Source organism: Allobosea sp. 05T433 (assembly GCF_056396065.1).
In genome coordinates this window covers 78,204-104,838 of record NZ_JBFTKS010000023.1, presented here as the reverse complement: position 1 = coordinate 104,838, position 26,635 = coordinate 78,204, and the positions used below count along the sequence as shown (strand labels likewise).

The 26,635-nt window shown below is 65.9% G+C and carries 26 protein-coding genes and 1 riboswitch; of the genes, 14 read left to right on the top strand and 12 right to left on the bottom strand.

All coding sequences use genetic code 11. The annotated features are described in order from the left end of the window. Positions 1-60: 60 nt before the first annotated feature. The 7 genes from AC1DGP_RS26095 to AC1DGP_RS26065 form a co-directional block, all read right to left on the bottom strand. Entirely contained in the window at positions 61-1,644 is a 1,584-nt protein-coding gene (locus tag AC1DGP_RS26095) for an ABC transporter substrate-binding protein (protein WP_476832655.1), read from the bottom strand. Continuing rightward, positions 1,641-3,173 (bottom strand): serine hydrolase domain-containing protein, encoded by a 1,533-nt coding sequence (locus AC1DGP_RS26090; RefSeq protein ID WP_441507522.1) that lies wholly within the window; start codon positions 3,171-3,173, stop codon positions 1,641-1,643. Before AC1DGP_RS26090 ends, AC1DGP_RS26095 begins: the two co-directional genes overlap by 4 nt. 130 nt (positions 3,174-3,303) lie before the next feature. Continuing rightward, positions 3,304-4,056 carry an amino acid ABC transporter ATP-binding protein gene (locus tag AC1DGP_RS26085; RefSeq protein ID WP_441507521.1) on the bottom strand — a complete coding sequence of 251 codons (753 nt, stop codon included), beginning with the start codon at positions 4,054-4,056 and terminating at the stop codon, positions 3,304-3,306. Between the two features lie 3 nt (positions 4,057-4,059). Further along, on the bottom strand, positions 4,060-4,914 hold the full coding sequence (locus AC1DGP_RS26080; RefSeq protein WP_441507520.1) for an amino acid ABC transporter permease: 855 nt from the start codon (positions 4,912-4,914) through the stop codon (positions 4,060-4,062). Further along, positions 4,911-5,651, bottom strand: coding sequence for an amino acid ABC transporter permease (locus AC1DGP_RS26075; RefSeq protein ID WP_441507519.1), 741 nt, complete (start codon positions 5,649-5,651; stop codon positions 4,911-4,913). Before AC1DGP_RS26075 ends, AC1DGP_RS26080 begins: the two co-directional genes overlap by 4 nt. 169 nt (positions 5,652-5,820) lie before the next feature. Then, positions 5,821-6,642 carry a transporter substrate-binding domain-containing protein gene (locus tag AC1DGP_RS26070; protein ID WP_441490331.1) on the bottom strand — a complete coding sequence of 274 codons (822 nt, stop codon included), beginning with the start codon at positions 6,640-6,642 and terminating at the stop codon, positions 5,821-5,823. 93 nt (positions 6,643-6,735) lie between these two features. After that, positions 6,736-7,719: a GlxA family transcriptional regulator gene (locus tag AC1DGP_RS26065; RefSeq protein WP_476832654.1), complete on the bottom strand. Its 984-nt coding sequence runs from the start codon at positions 7,717-7,719 to the stop codon at positions 6,736-6,738. Between the two features lie 103 nt (positions 7,720-7,822). Between AC1DGP_RS26065 and AC1DGP_RS26060 the strand changes: the two genes are divergently transcribed. From AC1DGP_RS26060 to AC1DGP_RS26035, 6 genes are all read left to right on the top strand, one after another. Beyond that, entirely contained in the window at positions 7,823-9,073 is a 1,251-nt protein-coding gene (locus AC1DGP_RS26060; protein ID WP_441507517.1) for a sarcosine oxidase subunit beta family protein, read from the top strand. 22 nt (positions 9,074-9,095) lie between these two features. Next, entirely contained in the window at positions 9,096-9,371 is a 276-nt protein-coding gene (locus AC1DGP_RS26055) for a sarcosine oxidase subunit delta (RefSeq protein WP_441507516.1), read from the top strand. Then, the gene (locus AC1DGP_RS26050) at positions 9,368-12,355 is read left to right on the top strand and encodes a sarcosine oxidase subunit alpha family protein (protein WP_441507515.1); all 2,988 of its coding nucleotides are present in this window, start codon (positions 9,368-9,370) and stop codon (positions 12,353-12,355) included. Before AC1DGP_RS26055 ends, AC1DGP_RS26050 begins: the two co-directional genes overlap by 4 nt. Continuing rightward, a complete protein-coding gene (locus tag AC1DGP_RS26045; RefSeq protein ID WP_441507514.1) occupies positions 12,348-12,980 on the top strand; it encodes a sarcosine oxidase subunit gamma in 633 nt (210 codons plus the stop codon). Before AC1DGP_RS26050 ends, AC1DGP_RS26045 begins: the two co-directional genes overlap by 8 nt. Positions 12,981-13,063: 83 nt before the next feature. Next, on the top strand, positions 13,064-13,927 hold the full coding sequence (gene purU, locus AC1DGP_RS26040) for a formyltetrahydrofolate deformylase (protein ID WP_441507513.1): 864 nt from the start codon (positions 13,064-13,066) through the stop codon (positions 13,925-13,927). A 168-nt stretch (positions 13,928-14,095) separates the two neighbouring features. Then, entirely contained in the window at positions 14,096-14,614 is a 519-nt protein-coding gene (locus AC1DGP_RS26035) for a hypothetical protein (protein ID WP_441507512.1), read from the top strand. A gap of 10 nt (positions 14,615-14,624) precedes the next feature. Here the strand turns inward: AC1DGP_RS26035 and AC1DGP_RS26030 are convergent, their stop codons facing one another. Next, on the bottom strand, positions 14,625-15,848 hold the full coding sequence (locus tag AC1DGP_RS26030; RefSeq protein ID WP_441507511.1) for an MFS transporter: 1,224 nt from the start codon (positions 15,846-15,848) through the stop codon (positions 14,625-14,627). 376 nt (positions 15,849-16,224) lie between these two features. On the opposite strand from AC1DGP_RS26030, the gene exbB reads away from it, so the two are divergent. From exbB to AC1DGP_RS26010, 4 genes are all read left to right on the top strand, one after another. Further along, positions 16,225-17,268 (top strand): tonB-system energizer ExbB, encoded by a 1,044-nt coding sequence (exbB, locus tag AC1DGP_RS26025; RefSeq protein WP_476776619.1) that lies wholly within the window; start codon positions 16,225-16,227, stop codon positions 17,266-17,268. A gap of 3 nt (positions 17,269-17,271) precedes the next feature. Beyond that, a complete protein-coding gene (exbD, locus tag AC1DGP_RS26020; RefSeq protein WP_441490341.1) occupies positions 17,272-17,727 on the top strand; it encodes a TonB system transport protein ExbD in 456 nt (151 codons plus the stop codon). After that, positions 17,724-18,608, top strand: a complete 885-nt coding sequence (locus AC1DGP_RS26015; protein WP_441507509.1) for an energy transducer TonB family protein — start codon at positions 17,724-17,726, stop codon at positions 18,606-18,608. Before exbD ends, AC1DGP_RS26015 begins: the two co-directional genes overlap by 4 nt. A gap of 185 nt (positions 18,609-18,793) precedes the next feature. Beyond that, positions 18,794-20,497 (top strand): ABC transporter ATP-binding protein, encoded by a 1,704-nt coding sequence (locus AC1DGP_RS26010; protein WP_441507508.1) that lies wholly within the window; start codon positions 18,794-18,796, stop codon positions 20,495-20,497. Positions 20,498-20,589: 92 nt separating this feature from the next. Here the strand turns inward: AC1DGP_RS26010 and AC1DGP_RS26005 are convergent, their stop codons facing one another. Both AC1DGP_RS26005 and cobD read right to left on the bottom strand, forming a co-directional pair. Further along, complete coding sequence (locus AC1DGP_RS26005) at positions 20,590-21,561, bottom strand: D-2-hydroxyacid dehydrogenase (protein WP_441507507.1); 972 nt, start codon at positions 21,559-21,561, stop codon at positions 20,590-20,592. Between the two features lie 76 nt (positions 21,562-21,637). After that, entirely contained in the window at positions 21,638-22,654 is a 1,017-nt protein-coding gene (gene cobD, locus AC1DGP_RS26000) for a threonine-phosphate decarboxylase CobD (RefSeq protein WP_441507506.1), read from the bottom strand. Between the two features lie 11 nt (positions 22,655-22,665). Between cobD and cbiB the strand changes: the two genes are divergently transcribed. Further along, on the top strand, positions 22,666-23,646 hold the full coding sequence (gene cbiB, locus AC1DGP_RS25995) for an adenosylcobinamide-phosphate synthase CbiB (RefSeq protein ID WP_476832653.1): 981 nt from the start codon (positions 22,666-22,668) through the stop codon (positions 23,644-23,646). 103 nt (positions 23,647-23,749) lie between these two features. Here the strand turns inward: cbiB and cobO are convergent, their stop codons facing one another. Continuing rightward, entirely contained in the window at positions 23,750-24,361 is a 612-nt protein-coding gene (cobO, locus tag AC1DGP_RS25990; RefSeq protein WP_441507504.1) for a cob(I)yrinic acid a,c-diamide adenosyltransferase, read from the bottom strand. Positions 24,362-24,374: 13 nt separating this feature from the next. After that, complete coding sequence (cobU, locus tag AC1DGP_RS25985) at positions 24,375-24,899, bottom strand: bifunctional adenosylcobinamide kinase/adenosylcobinamide-phosphate guanylyltransferase (protein ID WP_441507503.1); 525 nt, start codon at positions 24,897-24,899, stop codon at positions 24,375-24,377. 140 nt (positions 24,900-25,039) lie between these two features. Then, positions 25,040-25,222, top strand: a riboswitch (cobalamin riboswitch). On the opposite strand from cobU, the gene AC1DGP_RS25980 reads away from it, so the two are divergent. From AC1DGP_RS25980 to AC1DGP_RS25970, 3 genes are all read left to right on the top strand, one after another. Beyond that, the gene (locus tag AC1DGP_RS25980) at positions 25,210-25,440 is read left to right on the top strand and encodes a CbtB domain-containing protein (protein ID WP_441507502.1); all 231 of its coding nucleotides are present in this window, start codon (positions 25,210-25,212) and stop codon (positions 25,438-25,440) included. (Overlaps the previous riboswitch by 13 nt.) A gap of 12 nt (positions 25,441-25,452) precedes the next feature. After that, a complete protein-coding gene (locus AC1DGP_RS25975; protein WP_441507501.1) occupies positions 25,453-26,193 on the top strand; it encodes a CbtA family protein in 741 nt (246 codons plus the stop codon). A 49-nt stretch (positions 26,194-26,242) separates the two neighbouring features. After that, positions 26,243-26,632, top strand: a complete 390-nt coding sequence (locus AC1DGP_RS25970) for a DUF1636 family protein (protein WP_441490350.1) — start codon at positions 26,243-26,245, stop codon at positions 26,630-26,632. Positions 26,633-26,635: the final 3 nt, after the last annotated feature.

Sequence of the window (26,635 nt, the reverse complement as noted above, 5' to 3'; positions counted from 1 at the left end):
CAGGGCGAGAGAAGCCTCGCCCCGGACCGCGCATCGACCGCAGCCGTCAGTGCTGGCTGCTTACTTCTTCTCGATGTTCCAGAACAGCATAACCGGTGCGGCGAGCACGCCTGAAATAGTGCTGCGGCGGGCGTAGGGCTGGTCGAACTGACCGAGCACACGGTACGGCTGCACTTCCGTGAGTCGGCGATGCAACGCTTCGATCGCGAGCTTGCCGCTTGCCTCGTCCGGAGCATCGACGACAGCGCCACGCAGCCGTTCGGCCTCGGCATCGCAGGGCCAGCCCGCCCACGCCTTCTCGCAGCCCATATTGGTGCCGATATTGGTCATCGGCGACTGCATGGTCGCGCCCGACGCATAGGTGACGAACAGGTTCCAGCCGCCCTGATCCACGGTGCCGCGATTCTGCTGGCGGGTGGTGACGGTGCCCCAATCGGCAAACTGGACATCGACATTGAAGCCGACCTCCTTGAGCGACTGCGCCGCGACCTCGGCCATGCGACCGATCGGGGCGATGTCGTTCGAAGTGCTCAGCACCAGCTTCTCGCCCTTGTAGCCGCTCTCGGCGAGCAGCTTCTTCGCGGTTGCAAGATCGGGCTTGGCATAGGCTTCGGAGCCGATTTCGGTTCCGTTTGGCCCACCACAGACGAAATAGGCATTGCAGCGCTTCCACCACTCCTCGTCCCCGAACCCGGCGGCGAGGAAATCGGCCTGGTCCGTGGCATAGGCCAGGGCGAGCCTGGCCTTGGGATTGTTGAACGGCGGATAGAGGTGGTTCGGCCGCAGCATCACCTGGTTGGCGAGGTTCGAGTAGCGTTCGACCCTGACGTCGCGGGTCTTGGCGATGGTCGAGATCAGGTCCTGGCTCGGCTGCTCCCAGATATCGATCTCGCCGGTCTGGATCGCAGCGGCCGCCGTCGCGGCGTCCGGCATGATGATCCATTCGACGCGGTCGAGCTTGACGACGCGGCCTCCCGCCAGACCGTCGGCCGGTTCCGAGCGCGGCACATAATCGGGGTTGCGATCGTAGACGACGCGCGCGCCGCTGCGCCATTCCGCCCGGTTGAAGCGGAAAGGGCCGCTGCCGATCGCTTCTGTGACCGGCTTCATCGGATCGCTCTTGGCATCGCTCTCGCGCATGATCACAGGGATCTGGCCGACCGCCGAGCCGAGTGCGAAAGGCACGAGTGCCATCGGCCGCTTCAGCTTTAGCGTGAAGGTCCGGTCGTCGACCGTCTCCAACCCTTCCGTATACTCGCCGAGCTTGCCGCCGATCGTGTCGCGCGCCATCCAGCGCTTAAGCGAAGCGATGACGTCGCGGGTCGTGACCGGCTGGCCGTCATGGAACTTGAGGCCGGGCCGCAGCGTGAAACTCCAGGACAGCTTGTCGGGAGCAGTCGAGAAGCTCTCGACCATTTGCGGGTGCGGCTGCAGCTTTGAATCCCAGGCGAACAGCGTCTCGTAGATCATCAGCCCATGCATGCGGGTGATGACGATCGAAGCGGCAACGGGATCGAGCGTCTTGAGATCCGCATGCGGCGCGACACGCAAGGTGCGGCTCGGAGCCGGCTGGGCCTGTGCCTCGAGACCGAGCGTCAGCGACGCGGCGCAAAGCAACAATCCGGCAAGGCGGGAACGGATCATCGGGTACCTCCAACGTCGTCGACACGATCGAATAGCAGGACACGCGCCCGATGGCTGTCGACGCGCAGGGAGCCGTCCGGCTGCAGCCACAAGCAAGGCCGGTGCCGCCAGGGACCATGAACAAGATCGGCGAGCGCGCGGCCTCCCGGCAAGGGGGTCAGCCGGGTGGTCATGCCGACCGGCTCGGCCCAGGGCCATTGGGCCGTGCCGTCCGCTTCAACCGTGATCTCGACGCCGAAGCTGCGCTCGCGCCACCGGCCGACAAGGCGCGGGTCGAGCGGCGTGGCGGCCGGAACGCGCAGAAGACGACGCTCGACACCGCCGATCCGCGCCCGAATCTCGTCTTCGCCGAGCGTGCGGAGCTCGATGTCGAGATAGGAAGGCAGGCTTCTCAACCTGCCGTTCTCGCCGACGACGAGACGCTCATGCCCGCCCATGACGCCGATCGAGTCTCCAGCGAGCTCGGCCCAGAAGGACCCTTCCTCTCCGACATAGAGGCCGGTCGGCCCAGCCTTCGGTGCCTCGGGCAGCGCTTCGCCCAGAAGTGCCGCAAGCACACGCAACGCCGGCCAGAGCGCCTCCTCCTCACGATTGCTCAGCACGACGACGCCGACACCATGCTCGGGCGCCATCAGGAAGTGGTTGCGGTAGCCCGTGAGTGATCCGCCATGGCCGATCACCGTGGTACCGAGAAGCGGAGTGCTGACCAGGCCGAGGCGGTAGCCGCTCTCGCGACCATCCGCGAACTGGCGCGGCGCGGTGAGTTTCTCGAACAGGCCGGCGAGCGGCCCGCGCCCGGCCATCAGATCGGACGCCCAGATCGCCAGCGCCGATGCGCTGCCGACAAGCCCGCCTGAGGCAGAGAACTGGAAGCCGTAGCGTCCACGCCGCCAGTTGACGCCATCATGCCAGTAGCCAGTTGCGAGATCCGGCACGATCTCGCTCTCATCCTCCGGGAAGACGAAGGGCAGGGCGAGAGGCCCGAACAGGCGCAGCCGCAGGGCTTCGCGATAGGTGATGCTGCGCTGGGCCGGCAGCACCGACTGCGCCAGGCGCCAGCCGGTATTGGAATAGGCCATCTCCTGGCCGGGCACGGCATTGATGCCCGGCAGGCGCTGAGCGAAACCGTGAATCTCAGGCGCGCTGAGGCTCGTGGTGTAGGGCACGCCGAGCTGCCACAGGGTCTCCATCATGTCCGGCAGGGCGCCGGTCATGTCAAGTGCGCGGCCGAGAGGCACGGCGGCTATGGCGGCAGGCAAACCATCCAGCAGGCTGCCGAGTGGTGCGTCGAGCGATATGCCTTCCAGCAGCAGCGTCGCCGCCATGAAATGCTTGCTGATCGAGGCCAGACGATTGGGCGTATCCGCCGTGAAGGGCGTCTGTTGTTCCAGATTGGCGAAACCGCCGGCACAGGCCTCAAGCCGTCGCTCCGCATCGAAGATGACGACCGCACCACCTGGCCCTGCCTGATCGGCCCAGCTCTTCGTGATAGCGGCTGCTTCCGCCTCGGCCCGTGTCCAGTCCAGCATGATTTCTCCCTCGCTTCCTCGCTAGTGTTAGAGAGGCATCCGCAGACGACATAGGCCCTGCCACTGCATGGCAGGCACGCGGAAACCGTCGGATCGAGACGCGGGGAAGAGCCGGACTGACGACGGCTTGCTACAATACCTTGTCCAGAAACCCCTTCGTGCGCTCTTCGCGTGGATTGCCGAACACATCCGCCGGCGAACCATGTTCCACGATCAGGCCGCCATCGGTGAAATAGATATGATCGGCCACCTCACGCGCGAAGCCCATTTCATGGGTGACGAGGATGCATGTCATCCCTTCTGCGGCGAGGTCCTGGATCGTCACCAGCACCTCCTTCTTGGTTTCGGGATCGAGCGCGGCGGTGACCTCGTCGAACAGCATCACCTTCGGGTTCATCGCCAGCGACCGCGCAATCGCGACCCGCTGCTGCTGACCGCCCGAAAGCTCGCCGGGATAGGTCGCGAGCTTCTGCGAAAGGCCGACCTTGGCGAGAAGCTTGCGCGCCCGCTCCTCGACTTCGACCTTGTCCTGCTTCAGCACATGGATCGGCGCCATCATCACGTTCTGAAGCGCGGTCTTGTGAGGAAAGAGGTTGTATTGCTGGAAGACAATGCCGACGTCGCGACGCAGCGCCAGCTTGTCGAGCTTCGCATCGTTCACCTCGCGACCGGCGAGCCTGATCGAGCCCTTGCTGATCGGCACCAGCCCATTGATACAGCGCAGCAGCGTCGACTTGCCTGAACCGGACGGGCCGATGATGCAGACGGTCTCGCCACGCCGGACAGTCAGGCTGACATCCCTGAGGACGGAAAAGCTGCCGAAGGATTTCTCGACCCCCTCGACTACGACGACGGGCTCGCCCAGTTGATGACGGCTCGCCATGGCTCAAGCTTTCACGTTGAAGCGCCGCTCCAGCGCCAGCGTCGCCCGCGCGATCGGGTAGCAATAGGCGAAGAACATCAGGAGCAGCAGCAGATACATCGGGATCATCAATTCCGGCCGGCTCTCGGCGATCAGCGCCGCGCGGGTGACGGAGAGCGCGTCCTGGATGCCGACCACCGAAATCAATGTCGTCGCCATGGTCAGGATCGCATAGAGGTTCATCCAGGGTGGGAGCATCCGCTTGAAGGCCTGCGGCAGGATGATCATCCACATCGTCTGCGCCCGCGTGAAGGCGAGCGCATCGGCGGATTCCCACTGGCCGGCGGGAATCGACTTGATACCGCCGCGCACGATCTCGGAGACATTGGCCGCGACCGGCAGCGCAAGTCCGATGACCGCCTTCACCCAGGCTGGGAAGGCGATCGTGATGCCGAACAGCTGAAATTCGAAGGGCAACAGGAACATCGCGTAGAACAGCAGCACCAGCCAGGGCGCGTTGCGGAAGAACTGCGTTACGCCCCAGGCGGTCTTGCGGACCGGCGCGACCAGCGAGACCTGCGCGATGCCGACGAGCACACCGACGACGGTGCCGAGCGCCATCGAGAGGAAGCTGATCAGGATATTGAACAGGAAACCCTGGAAGATAAGCGGCGCCCAGCGCAGCAGCACGGTGGCCGCACCTTCGCCAGCCGGACGCGCCGTGACCTGCGCAAGAGCCAGCGAAGCGCCGAACAGGATGACGAAGACAGTCAGCGTGCCGCCGCCCAACATCATCGGCGCGGCGAAACCCGAGGGGGCGATCGGCGCAGGGGCGCGGTACGGCTTGAGCACCGGCAGATCGGTTGAGCCGGACCTCATGTCGAATATCCCGGAATGCGCATCGACCGCTCCCAGCGGCCCATGATCCAGACCAGCACCGCCACCAGCACGACATAGGTGACGAGCAGAACGTTCATCATCTCCCGGACGTTGAACACCTCGGACCAGATCTGCGAGGCCGCATAGAGCAGCTCCGGCACGCCGATGGCATAGGCCAGCGTCGTGGTCTTCACGAGATTGATCAGGTTGTTGTTCAGCGCCGGCAGGCAAATGCGGAAGGCGAGCGGCAGCACGACATGGAGATAGAGCTGCAGACGGGTATAGCCGAGCGACTCGGCCGCTTCGACCGTCGTCGATGGCACGGCCTCGATGCCGGCGCGAAAGATCTCGACGTTGAAGGCGCCGGCGAAGAGCGAGAATGCGATGATCGCCCAGCCGGTCCCGGAGACCAGCGGCGACTGGCCGCCAAAACCATCGCTCACCGTCGGCAACAGGCTCGCCACGGCGAAGTAGAAGAAGGAGAGCTGCACCAGCGGCGGCGTATTGCGGAAGAACTGCACATAGACGCGCACCACGAGTCGACCGGAGCGCGAATTGCCGCCGGCGAGCCAGACACCGATCAGGCCTAGCGCCATCGATGCGATGATCGAGACCACGCAGATATAGGTCGTGGTCCACAACCCGGTCAGGAAGCGTGAACGGTCGAACGCATCGTAGAAGACCGAGAAATTCAGCCCCTGCGTATCGTTCAGCCACTGGAAGAAGGACGCGATCAAGAAAACCTGCTCATGCCGCAGCACCGTTTCAGCCGAAGGCCTATCGTCATCCGAGATGCCAGGACGCGGAATGCCGGGATCCCTCGCACCGCGCGGCGATGGATCCCGGGTCAAACCCGGGATGACGTGTCTGAGGCTGCATCAACGCAGCCGATCGAGCGCGACCGCGTTACGAAGCTGACTTCAGCTTCTTGTTGGTCTCGATCAGATAGGGGCTCTGCTTGATGCCCCATTTGGTCTCGAGTTCGAGCAGCTTGCCGCTCTTGTGCCAGTCGACCGACATATCCTTGACCAGCTTGCCGAAGGGACCGTCCATGTCCTCGAGGCGAATGCCGATCGCCCAGAGCTGCGGATCTTCCGAAGCCAGCGGCATTTCGTAATTCGCCCATTTCGGATCGCCCGCGGCCAACGTCGAGACGATCAGCGTGTCGTCGAACAGGAAGGCGACGCAGTTATTGCCCTGCAGAGCATTCAGCGCATCCGGCACCGAGGGGAAAACCACGAGTTCAGGCGCATAGAGCTGCGAGACGCGGCGGTTATAATAAGCTCCCTGGACGCCGCAGACCTTGCGCCCCTTCAGATCTTCCCATTTCTTCAGATTGGCGCTCTTGGGAGCCAGCACATTGGTGGCGCTGGCATAGTAATTCGGCTCGACCATGCCGACGACCTTGCGGCGCTCAGGCGTGTCGCCCATCGTCGCCAGGACCATGTCGATACGGCCCTGCTTGAGGAATTCCATGCGGTTGGCGGCGATGACCGGGAGCATTTCCAGCTTGACACCGATCTTGTCGGCGACCGCCTGTGCGAGATCGATCTCGAGCCCGACGATCTTGCCGGACGGCTCAAGGAAGCCCCATGGCTTGTAGTCGTTCTTCACGCCGACGGTGAGGACACCCTTTTCCTTGATCTTGGCGAGCGAGTCCTGCGCGAATGCCGGCATCGCGGCGAGCATCGCGGCGCAGGCGAGCGCGAGCGTGAAGGTACGTTTCATGGCAACCGGTCCCCGTTGTTCTGTTGGGGCCTAGAGTTTCGACCTATCCCCATTTCGAATTGTCGTCATGCGACGGTTTCTTGACGCTCAGCGTCAAACCGCCGTTCGGTAAGGGACACGTTCGCCGCGCGGCGGGTGATTGAAGCGGGCGCGATAGGCGCGAGAAAAATGGCTCGCGCTCGAAAAGCCGCAAGCGAGTGCGACCTCCAGCACCGACAGGCTGGTCTGGCGCAGGAGATGGCGGGCCCGCTCCAGCCTGAGGCCGAGATAGTGCTCTCCGAGCGAACGCCCGAGATGCAAGCGGAACAGCCGTTCCAACTGGCGCAGCGAGACGCCGGCCGTACGCGCGAGTTCGCCGCGCGAAAGCGGCGTTTCGAGATTCTGCTCCATGCGCCCGACAACCCGTAGAAGCGGCGCATGGCTGACGCCGAGCCGCTCGCGCAGCGGCATGCGCTGCGGCCCCTCGCCTTCGCGTACATGGGTCTGAAGGAACCACTCGCTGACGGCGAGAGCCAGTTCGCTGCCATGCTCGCGTGCGATGACGGCATGCATCATATCGAGCGGGGCTGTGCCGCCGCTCGATGTCAGGCGGTCACGGTCGATCTCGTAGAGCGAACGCCGCAGATCGAGCTCCGGATAGTCCTCGATGAAGGCTGGCGCATGTTCCCAGTGAATGGTGAAGCGGTAGCCCGTCAGCACATTGGCGCGCGCCAGGATATAGGGTCCGCCCGAGATACCTCCGAGCTTCACCCCGCGGCGCGCCAGCTGCCTGAGCCAGGCGAAGGTGGGCTGGTGCTGGAAGGCGGCAGGGTTTCCGCCAGCGCAGACGAAGACGTAGTCGAGACGGGCGTCATCGCCGACAGCGAAATCAGGCTGGATGCGGACGCCATTGGAGGCAGGCGCCGGTGATCCGTCGATCGAGACGTGGCTCCAACGATACAGGTCCCGCCCCGAGAGCCGGTTGGCGGCGCGCAGCGGCTCGATCGCCGTTGCATAGGCCAGCAGCGCAAAATCCGGAATCAGCAGGAAGCCGACATGGGTCGGCGCCTCTTCTTCACGCCTGTCGTTACTGGTCAAGATCGCGTCGCTGATAGTCATGTCCGTCAGACTATGTTCGTCAATCTCAGGATGACAAGCCCGGCGCGAATTCCTGTCCGGCATAGACGTCCCGGGTGCCCCGATGCGCTATTCGATTTTCTCCCTCGCCGCACAGACACTCAAGGGTCACCGTGGCTGGACCCCGGCCTGGCGCGATGCTGCGCCGAAGGCGGAATACGACGTCCTGGTCATCGGCGGCGGCGGCCATGGGCTGGCAACGGCCTATTACCTCGCGAGCCAGCACGGCATCACCAATGTCGCGGTGATCGAGAAGGGCTATATCGGCTCCGGCAATGTCGGGCGGAATACCACGATCATCCGCTCCAACTATCTGCTGCCCGGCAATACCCCGTTCTACGAATGGTCGCTGAAGCTCTGGGAGGGGCTGGAGCAGGACATCAACTACAACGCGATGGTCAGCCAGCGCGGCGTGCTGAACCTCTACCATTCCGACCCCCAGCGCGACGCCTATGCCAGGCGCGGCAATGCCATGCGGCTTGCCGGTGTCGATGCCGAGTTGCTCGACCGCGAGCAGGTCCGTGCCATGGCGCCCTTCCTGAACTACCGGGATGGCCGCTTCCCGATCCAGGGCGGTCTTCTGCAGCGCCGTGGCGGCTCCGTCCGGCATGATGCCGTCGCCTGGGGCTACGCCCGTGCCGCCGACCAGCGCGGTGTCGATATCGTGCAGAATTGCGAAGTCACCGGACTGACGATCGAAGGCGGCCGCATCACCGGCGTCGAGACGACGCGTGGCGCGATCAGGGCCAGGAAGGTCGCACTTGCGGTCGCCGGCAACTCCTCGCGGCTCGCCGGGATGGCCGGGATGCGGTTGCCAATCGAAAGCCACGTGCTGCAGGCCTTCGTCTCCGAGGGCGTGAAACCGCTGATCGACAACGTCGTCACCTATGGCGCCGGGCATTTCTACATCAGCCAATCAGACAAGGGCGGGCTCGTCTTCGGCGGCGATATCGATGGCTACAATTCCTACGCCCAGCGCGGCAACCTGCCGGTGATCGAGGACGTGATGGAATCGGCCATGGCCTTATGGCCGGGCCTTGGCCGCATCCGCATGCTGCGTCACTGGGGCGGCATCATGGACATGTCGATGGACGGCTCGCCGATCATCGACCACACCCCGGTCCAGGGCCTCTATCTCAATGCCGGCTGGTGCTATGGCGGGTTCAAGGCGACGCCGGCCTCCGGCTGGTGTTTCGCCCACCTGATCGCCCGCGACGAGCCCCATGAGGTCGCGACCGCCTATCGGCTCGACCGCTTCGCGACGGGCCGCCTCATCGACGAAAAGGGCGCTGGCGCCCAGCCGAACCTGCACTGAGCCGGCTCAGGAACCTTTCTCCATGCGCATTACCTGTCCCCATTGCGGCGCCCGCGACGTCCAGGAATTCACCTATCTCGGTGACGCCAATCCGCAGCGCCCCGAGGGAATGGCAACGACGGAAGCGGCGATGCACGATTATGTCTATCAGCGCGACAACCCGGCCGGGCGGCATCGCGAGCTCTGGTATCACGGCGCCGGCTGCCATGCCTGGCTGGTCGTGACGCGCGACACGAGGACCCACGCCATCGAGACCGTCGAGACGGCCAGGGCGCGCGCCACGGGAGATAGGGCATGAGCGCGAAGCAGCCCTTCCGCCGCGGCGATGGCGGCCTGATCGACAGGGCGAACGTCGTCAGCTTCCGCTTCGACGGCCGTTCCCATCAGGGCTATGCCGGCGACACCCTTGCTGCCGCCCTTCTGGCCAATGGCGTGCGCCTCGTCGGCCGATCCTTCAAGTACCACCGGCCCCGCGGCATCCTTTCGGCAGGTCCAGAGGAGCCGAATGCACTCGTCGAACTGCGCGCCGGCGCGCGCCGCGAGCCCAATACGCGAGCGACCGTGGCCGAGCTCTATGACGGGCTCGAGGCGCAGAGCCAGAACCGCTGGCCGTCGCTCGATTTCGACATCCTGTCGATCAACTCGCTGCTCGCGCCGGCGCTGACCGCGGGCTTCTACTACAAGACCTTCATGTGGCCGGCGGCCTTCTGGGAAAAACTCTACGAGCCGCTGATCCGCCGCGCCGCCGGCCTTGGCCGCGCCGCCATGGAGGACGATCCCGACCATTACGAGAAAGCGTTCGCCTTTTGCGACGTCCTCGTCATTGGCGGTGGGCCGGCCGGGATCTCTGCCGCGCTGGCGGCCGGCCGCAGCGGCGCCCGCGTCATCCTGTGCGATGAGGATTTTCGACCGGGCGGCCGGCTGATCGCCGACAAGCGCGAGATCGACGCCCGCGCCGGCTCCGAATGGGTCGCCGACGCGCTGGCGGAACTCGCCAGCCTTCCCGATGTCCGGATCATGACACGCACGACAGTGTTTGGCGTCTATGATCACGGCATCTACGGCGCTGTCGAACGCGTCTGCGACCATCTGCCGGTGCCAGCCGCGTATCAGCCACGTCAGCGCTCCTGGCGCATCAGCGCCAAACGCGCGGTGCTGGCGGCTGGCGCGATCGAACGGCCTGTCGTCTTTGCCGGCAACGACACCCCCGGCGTCATGCTGGCAGGTGCGGTGCGGATCTATCTCAATCGCTACGCCGTACTGCCCGGGCGCGAGGCGGTGGTCTTCACGGCCGGCGACGATGGCTGGGCCACGGCCCGTGATCTGGCCGCTGCCGGCGCGAAGGTCGTAGCGATCGTCGATCCGCGTCCGCAGGTGGATTCGGCATTGGTCGCACTCGGAAACGCGATCGGCGCGCGCGTCTTCGCCGGCAGCGCGGTCAGCCGCGCCTCCGGCGGCAAGGCCCTCAAGCAGGTCACGATCCGCGACGCGTCCGGCCGCGAGACAAGCCTTGCCTGCGATCTGCTTGCCGTCTCGAATGGCTGGAACCCGACGCTGCACCTGACCTCGCATCAGAACACGCGGCCGATCTGGGACGAGGCGATCCAAGCCTTCGTGCCGGGCACGATGCCGGCCGGGCTCAGCGCCGCCGGCAGCGCTGCCGGGCATTTCAGCCTGGCGCAGGCACTGGCGGACGGCGCCCGCCTCGGCAGCGAAGCTGCGGCCGATTGCGGTTTCGCGGCGAAGCCGCTGGCCTCCGCAGCGAAGACCGATCCTGAAGCGGTCTCGGTTTCTCCGCTCTGGCGGGTCAAGGGCGGCAAGGGTAAGGCTTTCGTCGATTTCCAGAACGACGTGACCGATACCGATGTCGAGCTGGCGGCGCGCGAGGGGTTCCGACCGGTCGAACACCTGAAGCGTTACACCACGCTCGGGATGGCGACCGACCAGGGCAAGACCTCGAATATCTCCGGCCTCGCGATCATGGCCGAGCAAACGGGCAAGACCATTCCCGAGACGGGGACGACGATCTTCCGGCCGCCCTATACGCCGGTCGCCATCGGTGCGCTTGCCGGACACCATCGCGGCCCGGATTTCCGGCCGATGCGGCTGGCGCCCACCCATCAATGGTCGAAGGACCAGGGCGCCGTCTTCGTCGAGACCGGGCTGTGGCTGCGCGGGCAGTATTATCCGAAAGCAGGTGAGGACCACTGGCTGACCACCGTCAATCGCGAGGTGCTCGCCGTGCGCAATGGCGTCGGCATCTGCGACGTCTCGACCCTCGGCAAGATCGACATCCAGGGCGATGATGCCGCCGAGTTCCTGGAGCGGGTCTATATCAATGGCTGGAAGGCCTTGCCCGTAGGCAAGGCGCGCTATGGACTGATGCTGCGCGAAGACGGTTTCGTCATGGATGACGGCACGACCTCGCGCTTGGCCGAGACGCATTTCCTGATGACGACCACCACGGCGAACGCCGCCAAGGTGATGCAGCATCTCGAATTCTGCCATCAGGTGCTCTGGCCGACGCTCGATGTCCGCATGGTCTCAGTCTCGGAGCAGTGGGCGCAGGCCGCGGTTGCGGGACCGAAGGCCCGCGATGTTCTGCGCGGCGTCGTCGATGCGCAACACGATCTCTCGAACGAAGCTTGCCCCTATCTCGCGGCGCGCAGCGTCACGGTCGGTGGCAGCATCCCGGCGCGGCTGTTCCGGATCTCCTTCTCGGGCGAGCTCGCCTATGAGCTCGCCGTCCCGGCCGATCATGGCGATGCAATGATGCGTGCCCTTATGTCGGCAGGGGCGCCGTACGGTATCACGCCCTATGGCACCGAGGCGCTCGGTGTGATGCGCATCGAGAAGGGCCATGTCGCAGGCAACGAGCTCAACGGCCAGACCACGGCCCGCGATCTTGGCCTGGGCCGGATGATGTCCGCCAAGAAGGACTTTGTCGGTCGCGTCATGGCAAGGCGCGAAGCCCTGATCGAACCGGATCGTCCCGCCCTGGTCGGCTTCAGGCCGGTGGAAATCGGGCAACGACTGCGAGCCGGCGCGCATTTCATCGGCCTCGGCAAGCCTGCGGCGATGGAGCATGACGAGGGCTACATGACCTCGGTCGCCTATTCCCCGGTGCTGAAGCACTGGATCGGCCTCGGCTTCTTGAAGAATGGCCCGAAACGCATCGGCGAACGCATCCGCGCCGTCGACCCGGTGCGCAACGGCGATATCGTCCTCGAAATCTGCAATCCGGTCTTCGTCGATCCCGAAGGAGCGCGCCTCCATGGCTGACGCCGTGACAACTGCCTGGACGCCACGCGGCTCCTGGGCCGGCATTCTGGCCTCGGGCGCCTTTGGTGCCGCCGGGCAGCCCGGCATCACGATCGAGGCGCGCGACGGCCTCGGCATCGCCAGCCTGATTGCTGGGGAGGGTCGGGATGAGGTGCTCACGCAGGCGCTCCAGCGCCGCACCGGGCTCGGCCTGCCGGTGACGCCGCGCATCGTCTCCAGCACGAGCCACAGTCTGGTCTGGGCCGGCCCGGATCAGTGGCATCTGATCGCGACGGATCGGAACGGTTTCGATGAGCTGCTGCGCGATCTCGCGCCGCTCGCGGCCGTCTCCGACCAGTCCGACGGGCGGGCTGCGCTGCGGCTTTCCGGACCGAAGCTGCGCGAGACGTTGGCGAAGGGCTGCATGCTCGATCTGCACCCTTCCGTCTTCCCCGCCGGTGCCGCCGCCTTGACAAGCATCGCTTATATGGGTGTGCATCTCTGGCGGATCACTGACGATCCGGAATCCGGTGACGCCGTTTTCGAGATCATGGTCGCACGCAGCATGGCAGGCAGTTTCTGGTCCTGGCTTTCCGCCTCCGCGGCGGAGTTCGGCTGCAGGGTGACGGCAACGGGACGAGGTTGAGCGCAGCGCGTCGCGCGCCCTCCAACCCGAAACCCGTCCCATTGTCCCAGCGAAGGGCCGCCCCTCGAAGGGCGGCATCAGCCATGTCCGACCGCATTTCGATCCTCACCCTTTCCTGCCCCGACCGTCCCGGCATCGTCGCCGCCGTCTCGACGCTGCTGTTCGAGGCCGGCTGCAACATCCGAGACGCACAGCAGTTCGACGACACCGAAACGGGCCGCTTCTTCATGCGCGTCGTCTTCGAGCGCCTCGCCGAGAGCAGGTCGCACGCCGAGATCACGGAAGCCTTCGGGAAACTGTCCCGGCGCTTCGCCATGGATTTCACGCTGCGCGAGCAGCATGTGCGGAAGCGCGTGATGCTGCTGGTCTCAAAATTCGACCACTGCCTCGCCGACCTGCTCTATCGCTGGCGCATCGGCGAGCTGCCGATGGAGATCGCCGGCATCATCTCTAACCACGGTCGCGACAGCATCGCCTCGACCGATATCGGTGACCTGCCCTTCCATCATTTGCCGATCACCCGACAGACCAAGATGGAGCAGGAGGCCCAGATCTGGCAGCTCGTACAGGAGGCCCGGACCGATCTCGTCGTGCTTGCGCGCTATATGCAGGTCCTGTCGGACGGGCTCTCGGCCAAGCTGCTTGGTCGCTGCATCAATATCCATCATTCCTTCCTGCCCGGTTTCAAGGGCGCCAAGCCCTACCATCAGGCGCATGAGCGCGGCGTGAAGCTGATCGGCGCGACCGCCCATTACGTGACGCCCGATCTCGATGAGGGTCCGATCATCGAGCAGGATGTCGAGCGCATCTCGCATCGCGATACGCCCGACGCGCTGGTGCGCAAGGGCCGCGATATCGAGCGGCGGGTGCTGGCGCGCGCCGTGCTGCATCATCTCGAGGACCGCGTCGTTCTGAACGGCAAGAAGACGGTCGTCTTCACCGACTGAGGTCGCCGCGATCGGGGCGATCAACGCCCGGGTCGTCTCAATCGTTGCGACATCCCTGGCGACGGAACCGACGCCAGGGATGATGACAGCGGGTTTCCAGCCATCCGCGGCTGGGAGGCGCGGCATTTCTGCTTGCTGTTGCATCACGCGGGCGGCACGGAAGGATCGATGGCATCGTCACCTCTCCATCGTCTGGCAGCCGCCATCGGCCGCGTTGCTGCGCTGCCGCTACGAGGCCTGATCTCGTTCCTGATCCTGTTCGACGAGCTCGCGCGCCCGCTCTACCGCCCGGCCATTCGCTGGCTGTCGGAACGGCGGTTCGTGGCACGCGCCGAGGCGGCGATCGCCCGCATGCCGCGCTTTGCGATCCTGGCGCTGCTGGCAGCGCCGTTCGCGGTCGTCGAGCCTCTCAAGCTCGTCAGCCTCATCGTGATCGCGCGCGGCCATGTGATCAGCGGCCTGATCATGCTCGGGCTGGCGTATCTGGCGAGCTTCGTGATCGTCGAGCGCATCTACAATGCCGGCCGAAAGAAGCTCCTCACCATCAGCTGGTTCGCGCGCGGAATGGCTGTCATCACCGATTTGCGTGCGCGCACGCTGGACTGGGTGAGGCGCAGTCCGATCCATGCCTTCATGCTGCGCACGCGCGACGCCGTCCGTTCATGGTGGCGCGCACGACGGATCTGATCCCTTCAGGTCAGGAGACCTTGCGCGCGAGCACGAACAAGGCCCCGGTGGCAAGCAAGGACAGCAACACCATGAGCCCCGCCGTTGGCATCAGGCCAGCCCGCTCGATCAAGACCGCACAGACAAGCGGCGCCGCCGCCTTGACCACCAGCCCCGGCGCCGAGAGCTTGCCAAGCATCGCGCCGTATCCCGCCGGGCCGAAAAGCTGGAGCGGCACGGTTCCACGCACGATCGAACTCAGTCCGACGCTGATCCCGTAGGCGATCGCAAAGAGACCGGCGAGCACTGCGGTCGTCTGGCCCGTCATCAGCAGGACGAAACCGAGCGGCATCATCGCCGCCGAAACCCATGCCGTGGTCATCGGCGAGAGAGAAGCGCCGAACAGCATCTCCGCCAGCCGCCCGGCGACCTGGGCAGGGCCGACCATGGCACCGATGCCGACCGCGACTGCAGCGCTCAGGCCTAGCCCCTGCAATATGCTCAGCAGATGCACCGACATGGCTGAAACGACGAAGCCCTGCAGCGAGAAGGCGAGAGCGAGCAGTACAAAGGCGAGCCGGCGCGCCTCGCCTTCGAGATAATCGGCATGGAGCAACGCCGGAACGCTCGCGGCATGCCCGCGCTCTGCGGCCCGTTTGACACGCCCTGGCAGCCCAAGGAGATGCAAGGGCACGCAGAGCCCCAGCTGTAGCAGGCCGTAGAACCGGTAGATCTCGCGCCAGTCGAACTGCGCGAGCAGCGCCGTCGTCAGGGGCCAGAAGATCGTCAAGGCAAAGCCACCGATCAGAGTGAGCTGGCTGATCGAGCGCCGCGCACCGGCACCGCGCGACTGCGTCAGTGCCGCAAAGGCGGCGTCGTAGAAGACCATGGTCGAAATCATGCCAAGGGCAATCATCGCCGCGAAATAGCTCGGGCCGCCGCGTGCCTCGGCGAGCGCCAGCAGTGCCAACCCGGCAAGGGCCGAACCGATCGTCATCACCAGCCGTGCTCCTCGACGGTCCACCTGCCGGCCGACGGCGGGAGCAACGACACCGCCGGCAAGAAGGCTCGCGGCGAACCCGGCATAGGTCCATTCAGGAGCCCATCCGAAGCTTGCGGTCATATTCCGGGCCAGCACCGCGAAGGTATAGTAGAGGCAGCCATAGCCGGCGACCTGTGTCACGCCGAGGGTGAGGATGAGGCCGAGTCCGCGCCCCGTCGAGGGCACCGGCAAGGGCGAAGGCAGGCTCGGCATCGAGATCAGGTCATCCGGCAGACGGCATCACGGGGTGCGACCGGATGACCATTCTTCGACTCGCGGCCGGAGACAACGCCATCCTGCGAATACCTGAGCAGACATCATCGGCATGGGCGAACGAACGACCGGTCGGCAGCGGCGACGCGATAAAGTGTTACGCCGGGCTGCGGCGCCCCTGACCGCGAACCGCCCAAACAATCGTTACAACTCGGCACAACCACAATCTTTATCTTTGACATTCGCGTTGTTAGTGGCCAGTAACGCGCCCATAGAAGTATTCATAGATTAGATTTTTTCTAAATTAATAGTACAACTATTGCCTACCCTCTTGAAATGAACCGCCCACCATTCTGACAGCAGAGAGCCAACCGGTATGAGTGCCCAGGACGAGCCCCGCCGCAGTACAGCCACGACCACCCTCGCTGGTCGGGCAAAACGCAGCGCAGCGGGCAGCCTGCTGTTGGCACTGTCCCTCACAATTGGCCCCGCAATCGGAACAAGCTTCGCGCAGGCGCCAGCAAGCGCGCCGACCACCCAGCAGCCGGCGCCCCCCCCAGCCGCGACGACCGCGCCTGCGACGCCGGCGCCGAACATGGCCGCAAGCCCGAGCGGCGCCCATGAACAGACGGCTGTTTCCCAGCAACTGCCGGCACCGCAAGCTCCCGCCCCGGTCGCCGCTGCTGCGCTTCCTCATGACCTTTCGCCCTGGGGCATGTTCATGGCGGCGGACATCGTCGTTAAGGCGGTGATGCTCGGGCTTGCCTTCGCATCGCTGGTGACCTGGACGATCTGGCTCGCCAAGAGCCTGGAGCTGATGGCTGCCAAGACCAGGGCGCGGCTGGCCGCACGCCGGCTGGACGAGGCGGACAGCCTCGAGATCGCCGCCGAGAGGATCTCTGCCGGCCATGCACGACGCAGCGTCGTCGCCGAGCTGGTTCAGGCCGCTCGCGATGAAGTCCGCCGTTCGGCTGATCTCTCGGATGACGGCATCAAGGAGCGCGTTGCGATCGCGTTGTCACGGCGCGAGGCGCGTGCCGGCCGGGATATGGCGAAGGGCACCGGCCTGCTCGCGACGATTGGTTCGACCGCCCCCTTTGTCGGCCTGTTCGGCACTGTCTGGGGCATCATGAACTCCTTCATCGGCATCTCGCAGTCGAAGACCACCAATCTCGCCGTGGTCGCGCCCGGCATCGCCGAAGCCCTGCTGGCGACTGCGATCGGCCTCGTCGCGGCGATCCCCGCAGTCATCATCTACAATGTCTTCTCGCGCTCGATCGCAGGCTACCGCGCCGTGCTGTCGGACGCCTCGGGCGACGTCCTGCGCCACCTCTCGCGCGACCTTGAGCGTGCGCGGCGTGCGGCGCAGCGTCCCGGCCGCTCGCTGCATGCGGTGCCGCCGCTGATGTCGGCGGAGTGAACGATGGCCGTTTCGCTCAAGGATCCGCAGGACGGCGATCTGGCTGAGGTCTCCGAGATCAACGTCACACCCTTCATCGACGTGATTCTCGTGCTGCTGATCATCTTCATGGTCGCAGCCCCGCTCTCCACCGTCGATGTCGCCGTCGATCTGCCCGTCTCCAACGCGCAGCCGCAGCCGCGGCCCGAGAAGCCCGTCTTCCTTACCGTGAAGGGCGATCTCTCGCTCGCGCTCGGCAACGACCCCGTCCCGCGCGAAGCGCTGCAGAGTGTCCTCGACCGGCAAACCAGCAGCGACCGTGAGCAGAGAGTCTTCCTGCGCGCCGACGGGACTGTCGCCTATCGCGAGCTGATGGATGTGATGAACCTCCTGCGCAATGCCGGCTATCTGAAGATCGCGCTGGTCGGGCTCGAGGATACGGGCCAGGCGGCCGCGCCGGTCGCGGGTGTGAAGCCATGAAGACCGGGTCTCTCGATGGCAGCGCATCACGACGCCTCTGGCCGGCGCTATTGCGCTGGAGTTCGGCTGGGCTCGTCGTGGTGGCGGCGCATGGCGGTATTGCCTGGCTGGCCTTGAGCTGGCGGCCGGGAGAGGCTGCGGCCGGCGCGCCCGAGCCTGCCGTGATGATCGAGCTTGCGGCGGTTTCCGTTGCGCCCGAGGCCCCCGCTGCCGACCTGCCCCTTGCCCCCCAGGCGACCGAGGCCGAGCCGCCCCCACCAACCCCGGAGCCTGTTCCCGAGCCGGTCAAGGAGCCAGAGCCGCCTCCGGAACCCGAGGTGATACCCGAGCCGGTCCATCTGCCCGAGCCTGAGATCAAGCTGCCCGAACTGCCGCAGCTGCCCGATGCTGCAGCCGTGCTCGCTCCCCCGCCTCCGCCTGCCCCCGAGAAGCCGAAGGTCGTCGAACGCAAGCCGACGCCGCCCAAGCCACGCATCGTGGAGCGCCGCAAGCCGGTCGAGCGCGAGAAGCCACGGGCCAAGGAAGCCGCCGCGCCCCCCGCCTCGGCCGCGCCCGCCGCTGCTCCTTCCTCCGCGCCAACCGGTTCCGCTGCATCGCCCTCCGCCTCGACGGCGTCATGGCGCGGCATGCTGATCGCCCATCTCAATCGCTACAAGCGCTTCCCGGGCGGCGCGCGTCCCGGCACGGTGCAGATTGCCTTCTCGATCGATCGGGGCGGGCGTGTCCTGTCCGCGCGACTCGCCGGTAGCTCCGGCGATGCCACGCTCGATGAGGAGGCCGTCAGCATGATCCGCAGGGCAAGCCCCGTCCCGGCGCCTCCTGCCGGCGTCGGCGGGGGCGGCACGATCTCGCTCGCGGTGCCGGTGCGTTACAATCGCTGACGTGGCCCATCTGGAGTGCGGCGGAGCTCCGGGCCCCGGCTTGGCGATGAGTGATCAGTGCCCGGCCATGCATCGCCGGCATTCCGCTCCGGCACGCCAGAGCCTATAGAAGGGGCCGGCCCCGTTCCGGCCTCTGGACCCGCGGATAATCGTGCGCGATCCGGATTTGAAAAGACATCGTCATCATGCTTCGCCGTTTCTTCGCCTATTACGCACCGCATCGCGGCCTCTTCCTGCTGGATTTTTCCTGCGCAGTGCTGTCGGGCCTGCTGGAGCTCGCCTTCCCGATCGCGGTGAAGTTCTTCATCGACTGGCTGCTGCCCGGCCAGAACTGGGGATTGATCCTCGCCTGCGCCGCCGCACTGCTGGTGATCTACCTGCTCAATAGCGGGCTGATGGCGATCGTGACCTATTGGGGCCACATGCTCGGCATCAATATCGAGACCGAGATGCGGCGGAAGGCGTTCGACCATCTGCAGAAGCTCTCCTTCAGCTTTTTCGACAACCAGAAGACCGGCCATCTCGTGGCCCGCCTCACCAAGGACCTCGAGGAGATCGGAGAGGTCGCGCATCACGGGCCCGAAGACCTGTTCATCGCGATGATGACCCTGTTCGGCGCCTTCGTGCTGATGTTCATGGTCAGCCCCGAGCTTGCGCTCGTCACTGCCGCGATCGTGCCGCTGACCGGCTGGCTGACCGGCCGCTATGGCGGGCGCATGACGCATAACTGGCAGCAGCTCTTCGGGCGGGTCGGCAGCTTCAACGCGCGAATCGAGGAGAATGTCGGCGGCATCCGCGTCGTCCAGGCCTTCGCCAACGAGGAGCACGAGCGGCGGCTCTTCGCCCGTGACAACCAGAACTACCGCCAGACCAAGCTCGATGCCTACCGCATCATGGCGGCTACCATCTCGCTGAGCTATCTCAGCATGCGGCTGACCCAGATGGTGGTGATGGTCGCCGGCAGCTATCTCGTCATCACCGGCAGCCTGAGCCAGGGCGGTTTCGTCGGATTCCTGCTGCTCATCGCCGTGTTCTTCCGACCGATCGAGAAGATCAATTCGGTGATCGAGACCTATCCGAAGGGCATTGCCGGCTTCCGGCGCTATACCGAGTTCCTCGACACCGAGCCTGATATCGCCGACCGACCGAATGCGGTGACTGCGCCGAGACTCTCGGGCGAAATCCGCTATGCGGGCGTTTCGTTCGCATATCAGACCGGCCGCCCCGTGCTCAGCGGCATCGACCTGCATATCAAGCCGGGCGAAACGATCGCGTTCGTCGGCCCGTCCGGGGCCGGCAAGACGACGATCTGCTCCCTGCTGCCGCGCTTCTACGAAGTCAGCGGCGGAAGCATCACCATCGACGGCATCGATATCCGCGACATGACGCTGGCCTCGCTGCGCGGGCAGATCGGCATCGTGCAGCAGGATGTCTTCCTCTTCGCCGGCACGATGCGCGAGAACATCGCCTATGGCCGGCTCGAGGCGAGCGAGGCCGAGATCGTCGAGGCCGCGCGGCGCGCGCGGCTCGACGAGGTCATCGCGGCGATGCCCGACGGGCTCGACACCATCATCGGCGAACGCGGGGTCAAGCTTTCGGGCGGGCAGAAGCAGCGCCTCGCCATCGCTCGCATCTTCCTGAGGAATCCGCCGATCCTGATCCTGGACGAGGCGACCTCGGCGCTGGACACGCAAACCGAGCGCGCCATTCAGCAATCGCTTGCGGATCTGTCGCAGGGCCGCACCACGCTGATGATCGCGCATCGTCTCGCGACCATCCGCGATGCCGACCGGATCGTGGTGGTGGATTCGACCGGGATCGCCGAGCAGGGCAGCCATGCCGACCTGGTCAAGGCCGACGGCATCTACCGCCGGCTGCACGAGGCGTAAGCGACCGCCCGGTCAGGTATCGGCCCGAAACCGGGAAGACCGATGCGATCACAGTCAGATCATGGGACCGGACTTCGTTCCGGTTCCATGATCTAAACGATCTGGTTGTGCAACTCCGCGTCGCCACGCGCCAGCCGGTCGAGATTGTCGAGGAGGATGTCGACGACGTTCGTCTCATAGGCGCGCGTCTCGCCGGCGCTGTGCGGGGTGACGATGACGTTCGGCTGCCCCCAGAAGGGCGAGGCCGGTGGGAGCGGCTCGTCATGGAAGCAGTCGAGTCCGGCGCCAGCCAGGCGCCCCGAACCCAGCGCCGCCAGCAGCGCCGCCTCGTCGACGACACGGCCACGCGCAACATTGATCAGGAGAGAGCCCGGACGCATGGCGGCCAGCGCCTCGCTGCCGATCAGTCCTTCGGTCTCGGGCGTCAGCGGGCAGGTCAACGCCACGATATCGGCCTCAGCCAGAACCGTGCCCAGCTTGTCCGTCGCCACAATCGCATCGATGCCTGATACGGGCCGCTCGCTGCGGCGCACACCAATGATGCGCAGACCGAAAGCCGCAGCCAACCTCGCCAAACGCAGGCCGATCCGTCCAAGGCCGACGATGACAAGCGTCTTGCCGCCGAGCTCGTCCTCGCGTCGGGCGCGATCACCGATCATCGGCCGCCAATGCTTTGCCATCTGGTTGTCGCGAGCGAGGTGGATCTGACGGGTAAGGCCCAGGATGAGCGCCATCGCGTGTTCGGCAACGGCGCGCTCATTGCCCCCCTGCGCACTGGTGAGGCGAATGCCGGCCGCGGCGAAGGCGGCCTTGTCGAACTGATCCGTGCCGGCGCTGATCGACTGGACGAAGCGCAGGCGCGGGCAGGCGGCGATCAGCTCGTTGCGCCAGAGTCCGGAGACGACGAGGACATCGGCTTCGGGCGCGCGCGCCTTGAGTTCATCGAGGCTGCGAACCTCAAAGCTCCTCGCGGCGCGCGCCCGCGCGGAGAACTCCGCTCCCAACTGGTAGGCGGCATGCGCGAAGCCGATCGTGAGTTCTCTTTCCTGCGGCCAAGGCTTCATTGCATTCCCCCGTGATGACAAAACCCAGCTTAATCATGCGAAACGGCTCCGTCCCGCCCTTCCATGCATGCGCCCCCTAGGCGGCATCAGGAGGCAGAAAGGATGCCAGAGCAGCGGCGAGCCTCTGCCAGGACGGCTCGTCGCCGGGCAAGCCAAGCCGTAGCCAGCTCGCATTGTTCTGAAAGCGGCGGACATAGATGCCGTCGCGGCCGAGATGGGCGAAGAGTGCCGGTGCGTCCGGCGTCGCCAACAGCCTGAACAGGGAGGTGCCGCCAACGATCACGCCTCGCGACGCCAGCAAGGCATCGAGGCGGGCGGCATCGCTGGCCCGGGCACCGGCGGCCGCCGCGAGCCAGTCCGTGTCACTGAGCGCCTGCGCCCCGATATGAAGCGCCGGCCCCGCGACGGCCCAGGGACCGAGCGCGGCACGCAAGGCCTCCGTCAGGCGCGCCTCGCCGATCGCGAAACCCAGACGCAAGCCGGCAAGCCCGTAAGTCTTGCCAAAGGAGCGCAGGATCAGCGTCGCCGGTGGCAGCTCGGGGATCAGGCTCGCCTCGGGCATGAAATCGATGAAGGCCTCGTCGATGACGAGCAACCCGCCTCGTCCGGCCAGGTCACGCGCAACCGCCGTGAGTTGCGCGCGCTCAATCACCCGCCCATCGGGATTGTTCGGGTTGACCAGCACGACCACGCCCGCATCGCCCGCCTCCGCGGGCGTTGCGCTCTCCCGCACGTCCATCCCCGCCTTGCGCCAGGCCACCGCATGTTCGGCATAGGTCGGGCCGATCACGACGACTGGCCCGGTGTTCGCAAGACACGGCAGCAGTTCGATCAGGATCTGAGTGCCGGGCGCCGCGACGATGCCGGCCGTCTCGGGCACCCGGTACGTCTCGCGTGCCGCAGCGAGCAATGCCGCCTCGTCCCGCACTCCCGGCAGGCGCTGCCAGAGGCTTAACGGCAGCGCAGGAACCGGATAGGGGATGGGATTGATCCCGGTCGAAAGATCGATCCATGGCTCGGGCGCCTCCGGGAACAGCGCCTTCGCCTGTGCCAGATCGCCGCCATGCCAGACCTTGCCTGCCGCCTCAGCCATTCCCGCCCCGCATGAGCCTGTCCGATTCCCTACCGCTCCTCGCCGCCGCCCTGATCATCGAGGCGGGATTCGGCTACCCCCAGGGCTTGTATGCGCTGATCGGCCATCCCGTCACCTGGATCGGTGCGCTGATCTCCCGGCTCGACCGGATGCTCAATCGCGAGCGCGCCTCCTTCATCGTGCGCAAGGCGGCCGGCGGCCTCGCCCTCGCGCTGCTGCTTGCCGCCACATTCGCCATCTCATGGGGGCTGACCCTGCTCTGCCGCGGCCTCGGCCCGCTGGGCTGGCTGCCCCTCGCGCTCGTCGCCTCCAGCCTCATCGCACAGCGCAGCCTGCACGAGCATGTCGCACGGGTCGCCGAAGGACTGGAGCGGGACGGGCTCAAAGGCGGACGCATCGCCGTTTCGATGATTGTCGGCCGCAACCCCGAAACCCTCGACGAAGCCGGAGTTTCCCGCGCCGCAATCGAAAGCCTTGCCGAGAATTTCTCGGACGGGATCGTCGCTCCGGCTTTCTGGCTCGGCGTCGGCGGCCTGCCGGGCGGCGCGCTCTACAAGGCGATCAATACCGCCGATTCGATGATCGGCCACAAGACACCGCGCCACCTCGCCTTCGGCTGGGCGGCGGCGCGTCTCGACGACCTCGTCAACCTTCCCGCCTCTCGCCTCACCGCGCTGCTGCTGACCGCAGCCGCCGCACTCGACAAAACGTCAGACCCCGCCAATGCGTGGCGAGCTGTCCGACGCGATGCCCGCCATCATCGTTCGCCCAATGCCGGTTGGCCGGAAGCCGCGATGGCAGGTGCGCTCGGCCTCCRGCTGGCGGGCCCGCGCGTCTATGGCGATGTCAGGGTCGACGACGGGTGGATGGGGGACGGCCGGGCCGAAGCGGAAGCGGCGGATATCCGGCGGGCGCTCGCTCTCTATCGGAGGGCGTGTCTGCTGCTGTGGGGGCTCGCCGTTGCGGGGGCCGTCACCGCGCTCGCCCTCTAGTTCATCGGACCGGGCATCGCATCGGGAACGACGATCTCACCTTCTGTGTTTGCTTCGACTTTCCCGAAAGCTGCGATCCACGTTTCGGGTCGATGCCCTGGCCTCAGAACTCGATCCCGGCCTGTGCCTTCACGCCCGCCGCGAAGTGATGCTTGACCACCGTCATCTCGGTGACGAGGTCTGCGACGGCGATCAACTCGGGCTTGGCATTGCGGCCGGTGACGACGATGTGCAGATCAGGGCGCCGGCTCGCCAATGTCTCGACCACCTCCGCCAGCGGCAGATAGTCGTAGCGCAGCGCGATATTGAGTTCGTCGAGCACGAGCAGGCGTATCTCCGGATCGTCCATCAACGCCTTGGCCTTGGCGAAGGCGCGCCCGGCGGCAGCGATGTCGCGGGCCTTGTCCTGCGTTTCCCAGGTGAAGCCTTCGCCCATCGTGTGCCAGACGATGCGATCGCCGAAGGCGTCGAGCGCCTTGCGTTCACCTGTCGCCCAGGCGCCCTTGATGAACTGCACCACCCCGACGCGCCAGTCATGGCCGAGAGCCCGCAGGATCAATCCGAAGGCGGCGGTCGACTTGCCCTTGCCTGGCCCCGTATTGACGATCAGGAGTCCCTTTTCGATCGTCTTGGCGGCGACCTCGGCATCCTGCACCGCCTTGCGCTTTTCCATCTTGGCCTTGTGGCGGGCGGCCTCGTCAGCATCGATCGTCATCGGAACCTCCTGCTCATTTCACCTGCATCGGCAGACCGGCGACCATGAAGATCACCCGGTCGGCCCGCGCCGCAAGCATCTGGTGCAACCGCCCCGCCTCGTCGCGGAACCGTCGGGCGAGCGCATTCTCGGGCACGATACCGAGCCCGACCTCGTTGGAAACCAGGACCACCGGGCCACGTGCCGAAACGCAGGCCTCGACCAGTTCCCGGCTTGCAGCCGCCACATCCTGCTCTGCCAGTATCACGTTGGTCAGCCAGAGCGTCAGGCAGTCCACCAGGGCAGGTTGCCCCGCGGGAACCGCGCGGATCGCCTGCGCCAGGGCCAGCGGCGCATCGATGGTCATCCAATCCTGCGACCGGCGGGCGCGGTGCTCGGCAATCCGGGCGCGCATCTCATCGTCATAGGCCTGCGCCGTGGCGAGATAGATCCAGGGCGCCGGCACCATCTCGATCAGGGCCTCGGCATGGCGGCTCTTGCCGGAGCGGGCGCCGCCCAGAACGAGGGTAAGAGGGGAAAGGATCGCTGCCACTGCCAAAATCTCAACCCAGGGAAGATCAGCCTAAGGAACGGACCTGGCGAGCGAAGCGAAACAAGCCGGGACAGGCCATCAGAGATCACATCGCTTCACTGCGCTCGCAATCACGATCGCTGCATTGCACAGCACCGTGCAGATGGCTAATGATCATCCCCGACGGTGCCTCTGCAAGGAGGTGAAAAGGGAACGCGGTGCGATACCGCGGCTGCCCCCGCAACTGTAAGCGGCGAGTTTCGCGCCATCGGCCACTGGGATTGTCCCGGGAAGGCGGCGAGAGATCCGGACCCGCGAGCCAGGAGACCTGCCGTCGATGAGTGATGCAATCCAGCGGGCTGCCGGCGGGGTGGCCAAGGAGACCGAGATGACGACGAATACGGCTTCGATCACCACCCAGGCCAGCGCATCCGAGCGCGTCAAGGCTGTCGCAGCTGCCCTGGCACTCGGCGCAGCCCTGATCTTCACCGTCGGCTTCGCCCATTCGACCAGCGTTCACAACGCAGCCCACGACACGCGCCACACCCTCGCCTTTCCCTGCCACTGAGGGAAAGGCAACATGGTCAATCGTGTTCTCACGGTCAGTCTTCTGGCCGGGCTTCTTGCTGGGCTCCTGGTCGCAGCACTCCAGCATGTCACCACCACGCCGCTGATCCTCAAGGCGGAAACCTTTGAGACGGCGTTGCGCGCAGCCGAGCTTCAGCACGCCAGCTTCACCGGCGATGCCAGGATCGTCCTTGCCCATGGCGGCGCCGACGCAGCCGACCACGCCGAGTGGAAGCCACAGGACGGCTTGCAGCGCACGGCCTTCACCACCATCGTCACCATTGCGACCGCGATCGGCTTTGCCGCCCTGCTGCTCGGCGGCATGATCGCAGCGGGCGATGCCATCACTGAACGGACCGCACTGATCTGGGCGGCTTGCGGCTTCCTGGCCTTCGGCCTCGTGCCGGCGACCGGGCTCGCACCGGAATTGCCCGGCAGCGCGTCAGCCGAACTGCTCCACCGCCAGACCTGGTGGATCGCCACCGCGCTCGTCACCGCCGGCGGCCTCTGGGTCTTCCTGCGGACGGAGGCGAGCTGGCTGCGGGCACTTGCCGTGCTTGCCATGCTCGTCCCGCATCTGATCGGCGCACCACATCCCGCCGCCCCGGAGAGCAAGGTCCCGGCCGAAATCGCAGCGCATTTCGCCGCGCTCTCGCTCGCGCTCCAGGCTGCCCTCTGGCTCGCTACCGGCTTTGCCGTCGGCGTGCTCTGGCCCTGGGCGACGCGCCGTGCCGCAGCCCCGGCCAAGGCCTGACGCTGAGCGCGATCCCCCGGGATCGCGCCGGAAGCAAAGGAACCGGCCTATGCCCGAAGGCGATGTCACCATTTTCGTCTGCGTCGCCTGCCGGCGCGCGCGGGCGGACCTGCCGGAGGGTTACGACCAGCCCGGACTGGGTTTTGCCGAGGCGCTGCGCGAACGCATCGCGCGCGACGGCGGGACGCTTCCGGTCGAACCCGTCGACTGCCTCGCGGTCTGCAATCGCCCCTGCACCGTCGCCTTGGCGGCCGACGGCAAATGGACCTATCTGATCGGCGATCTCGACGCAGACACCCATATCGCCGAAATCGTTGACGCAGCTGCAAGCTTTGCAGCCAGCGCAAACGGTATCGTTCCCTGGAAAGAAAGACCCGCTTCGTTCCGCAAGGGCGTGGTCGCGCGCGTACCGCCTCTCCCGGCGCGCCAACAAGGATGAGAT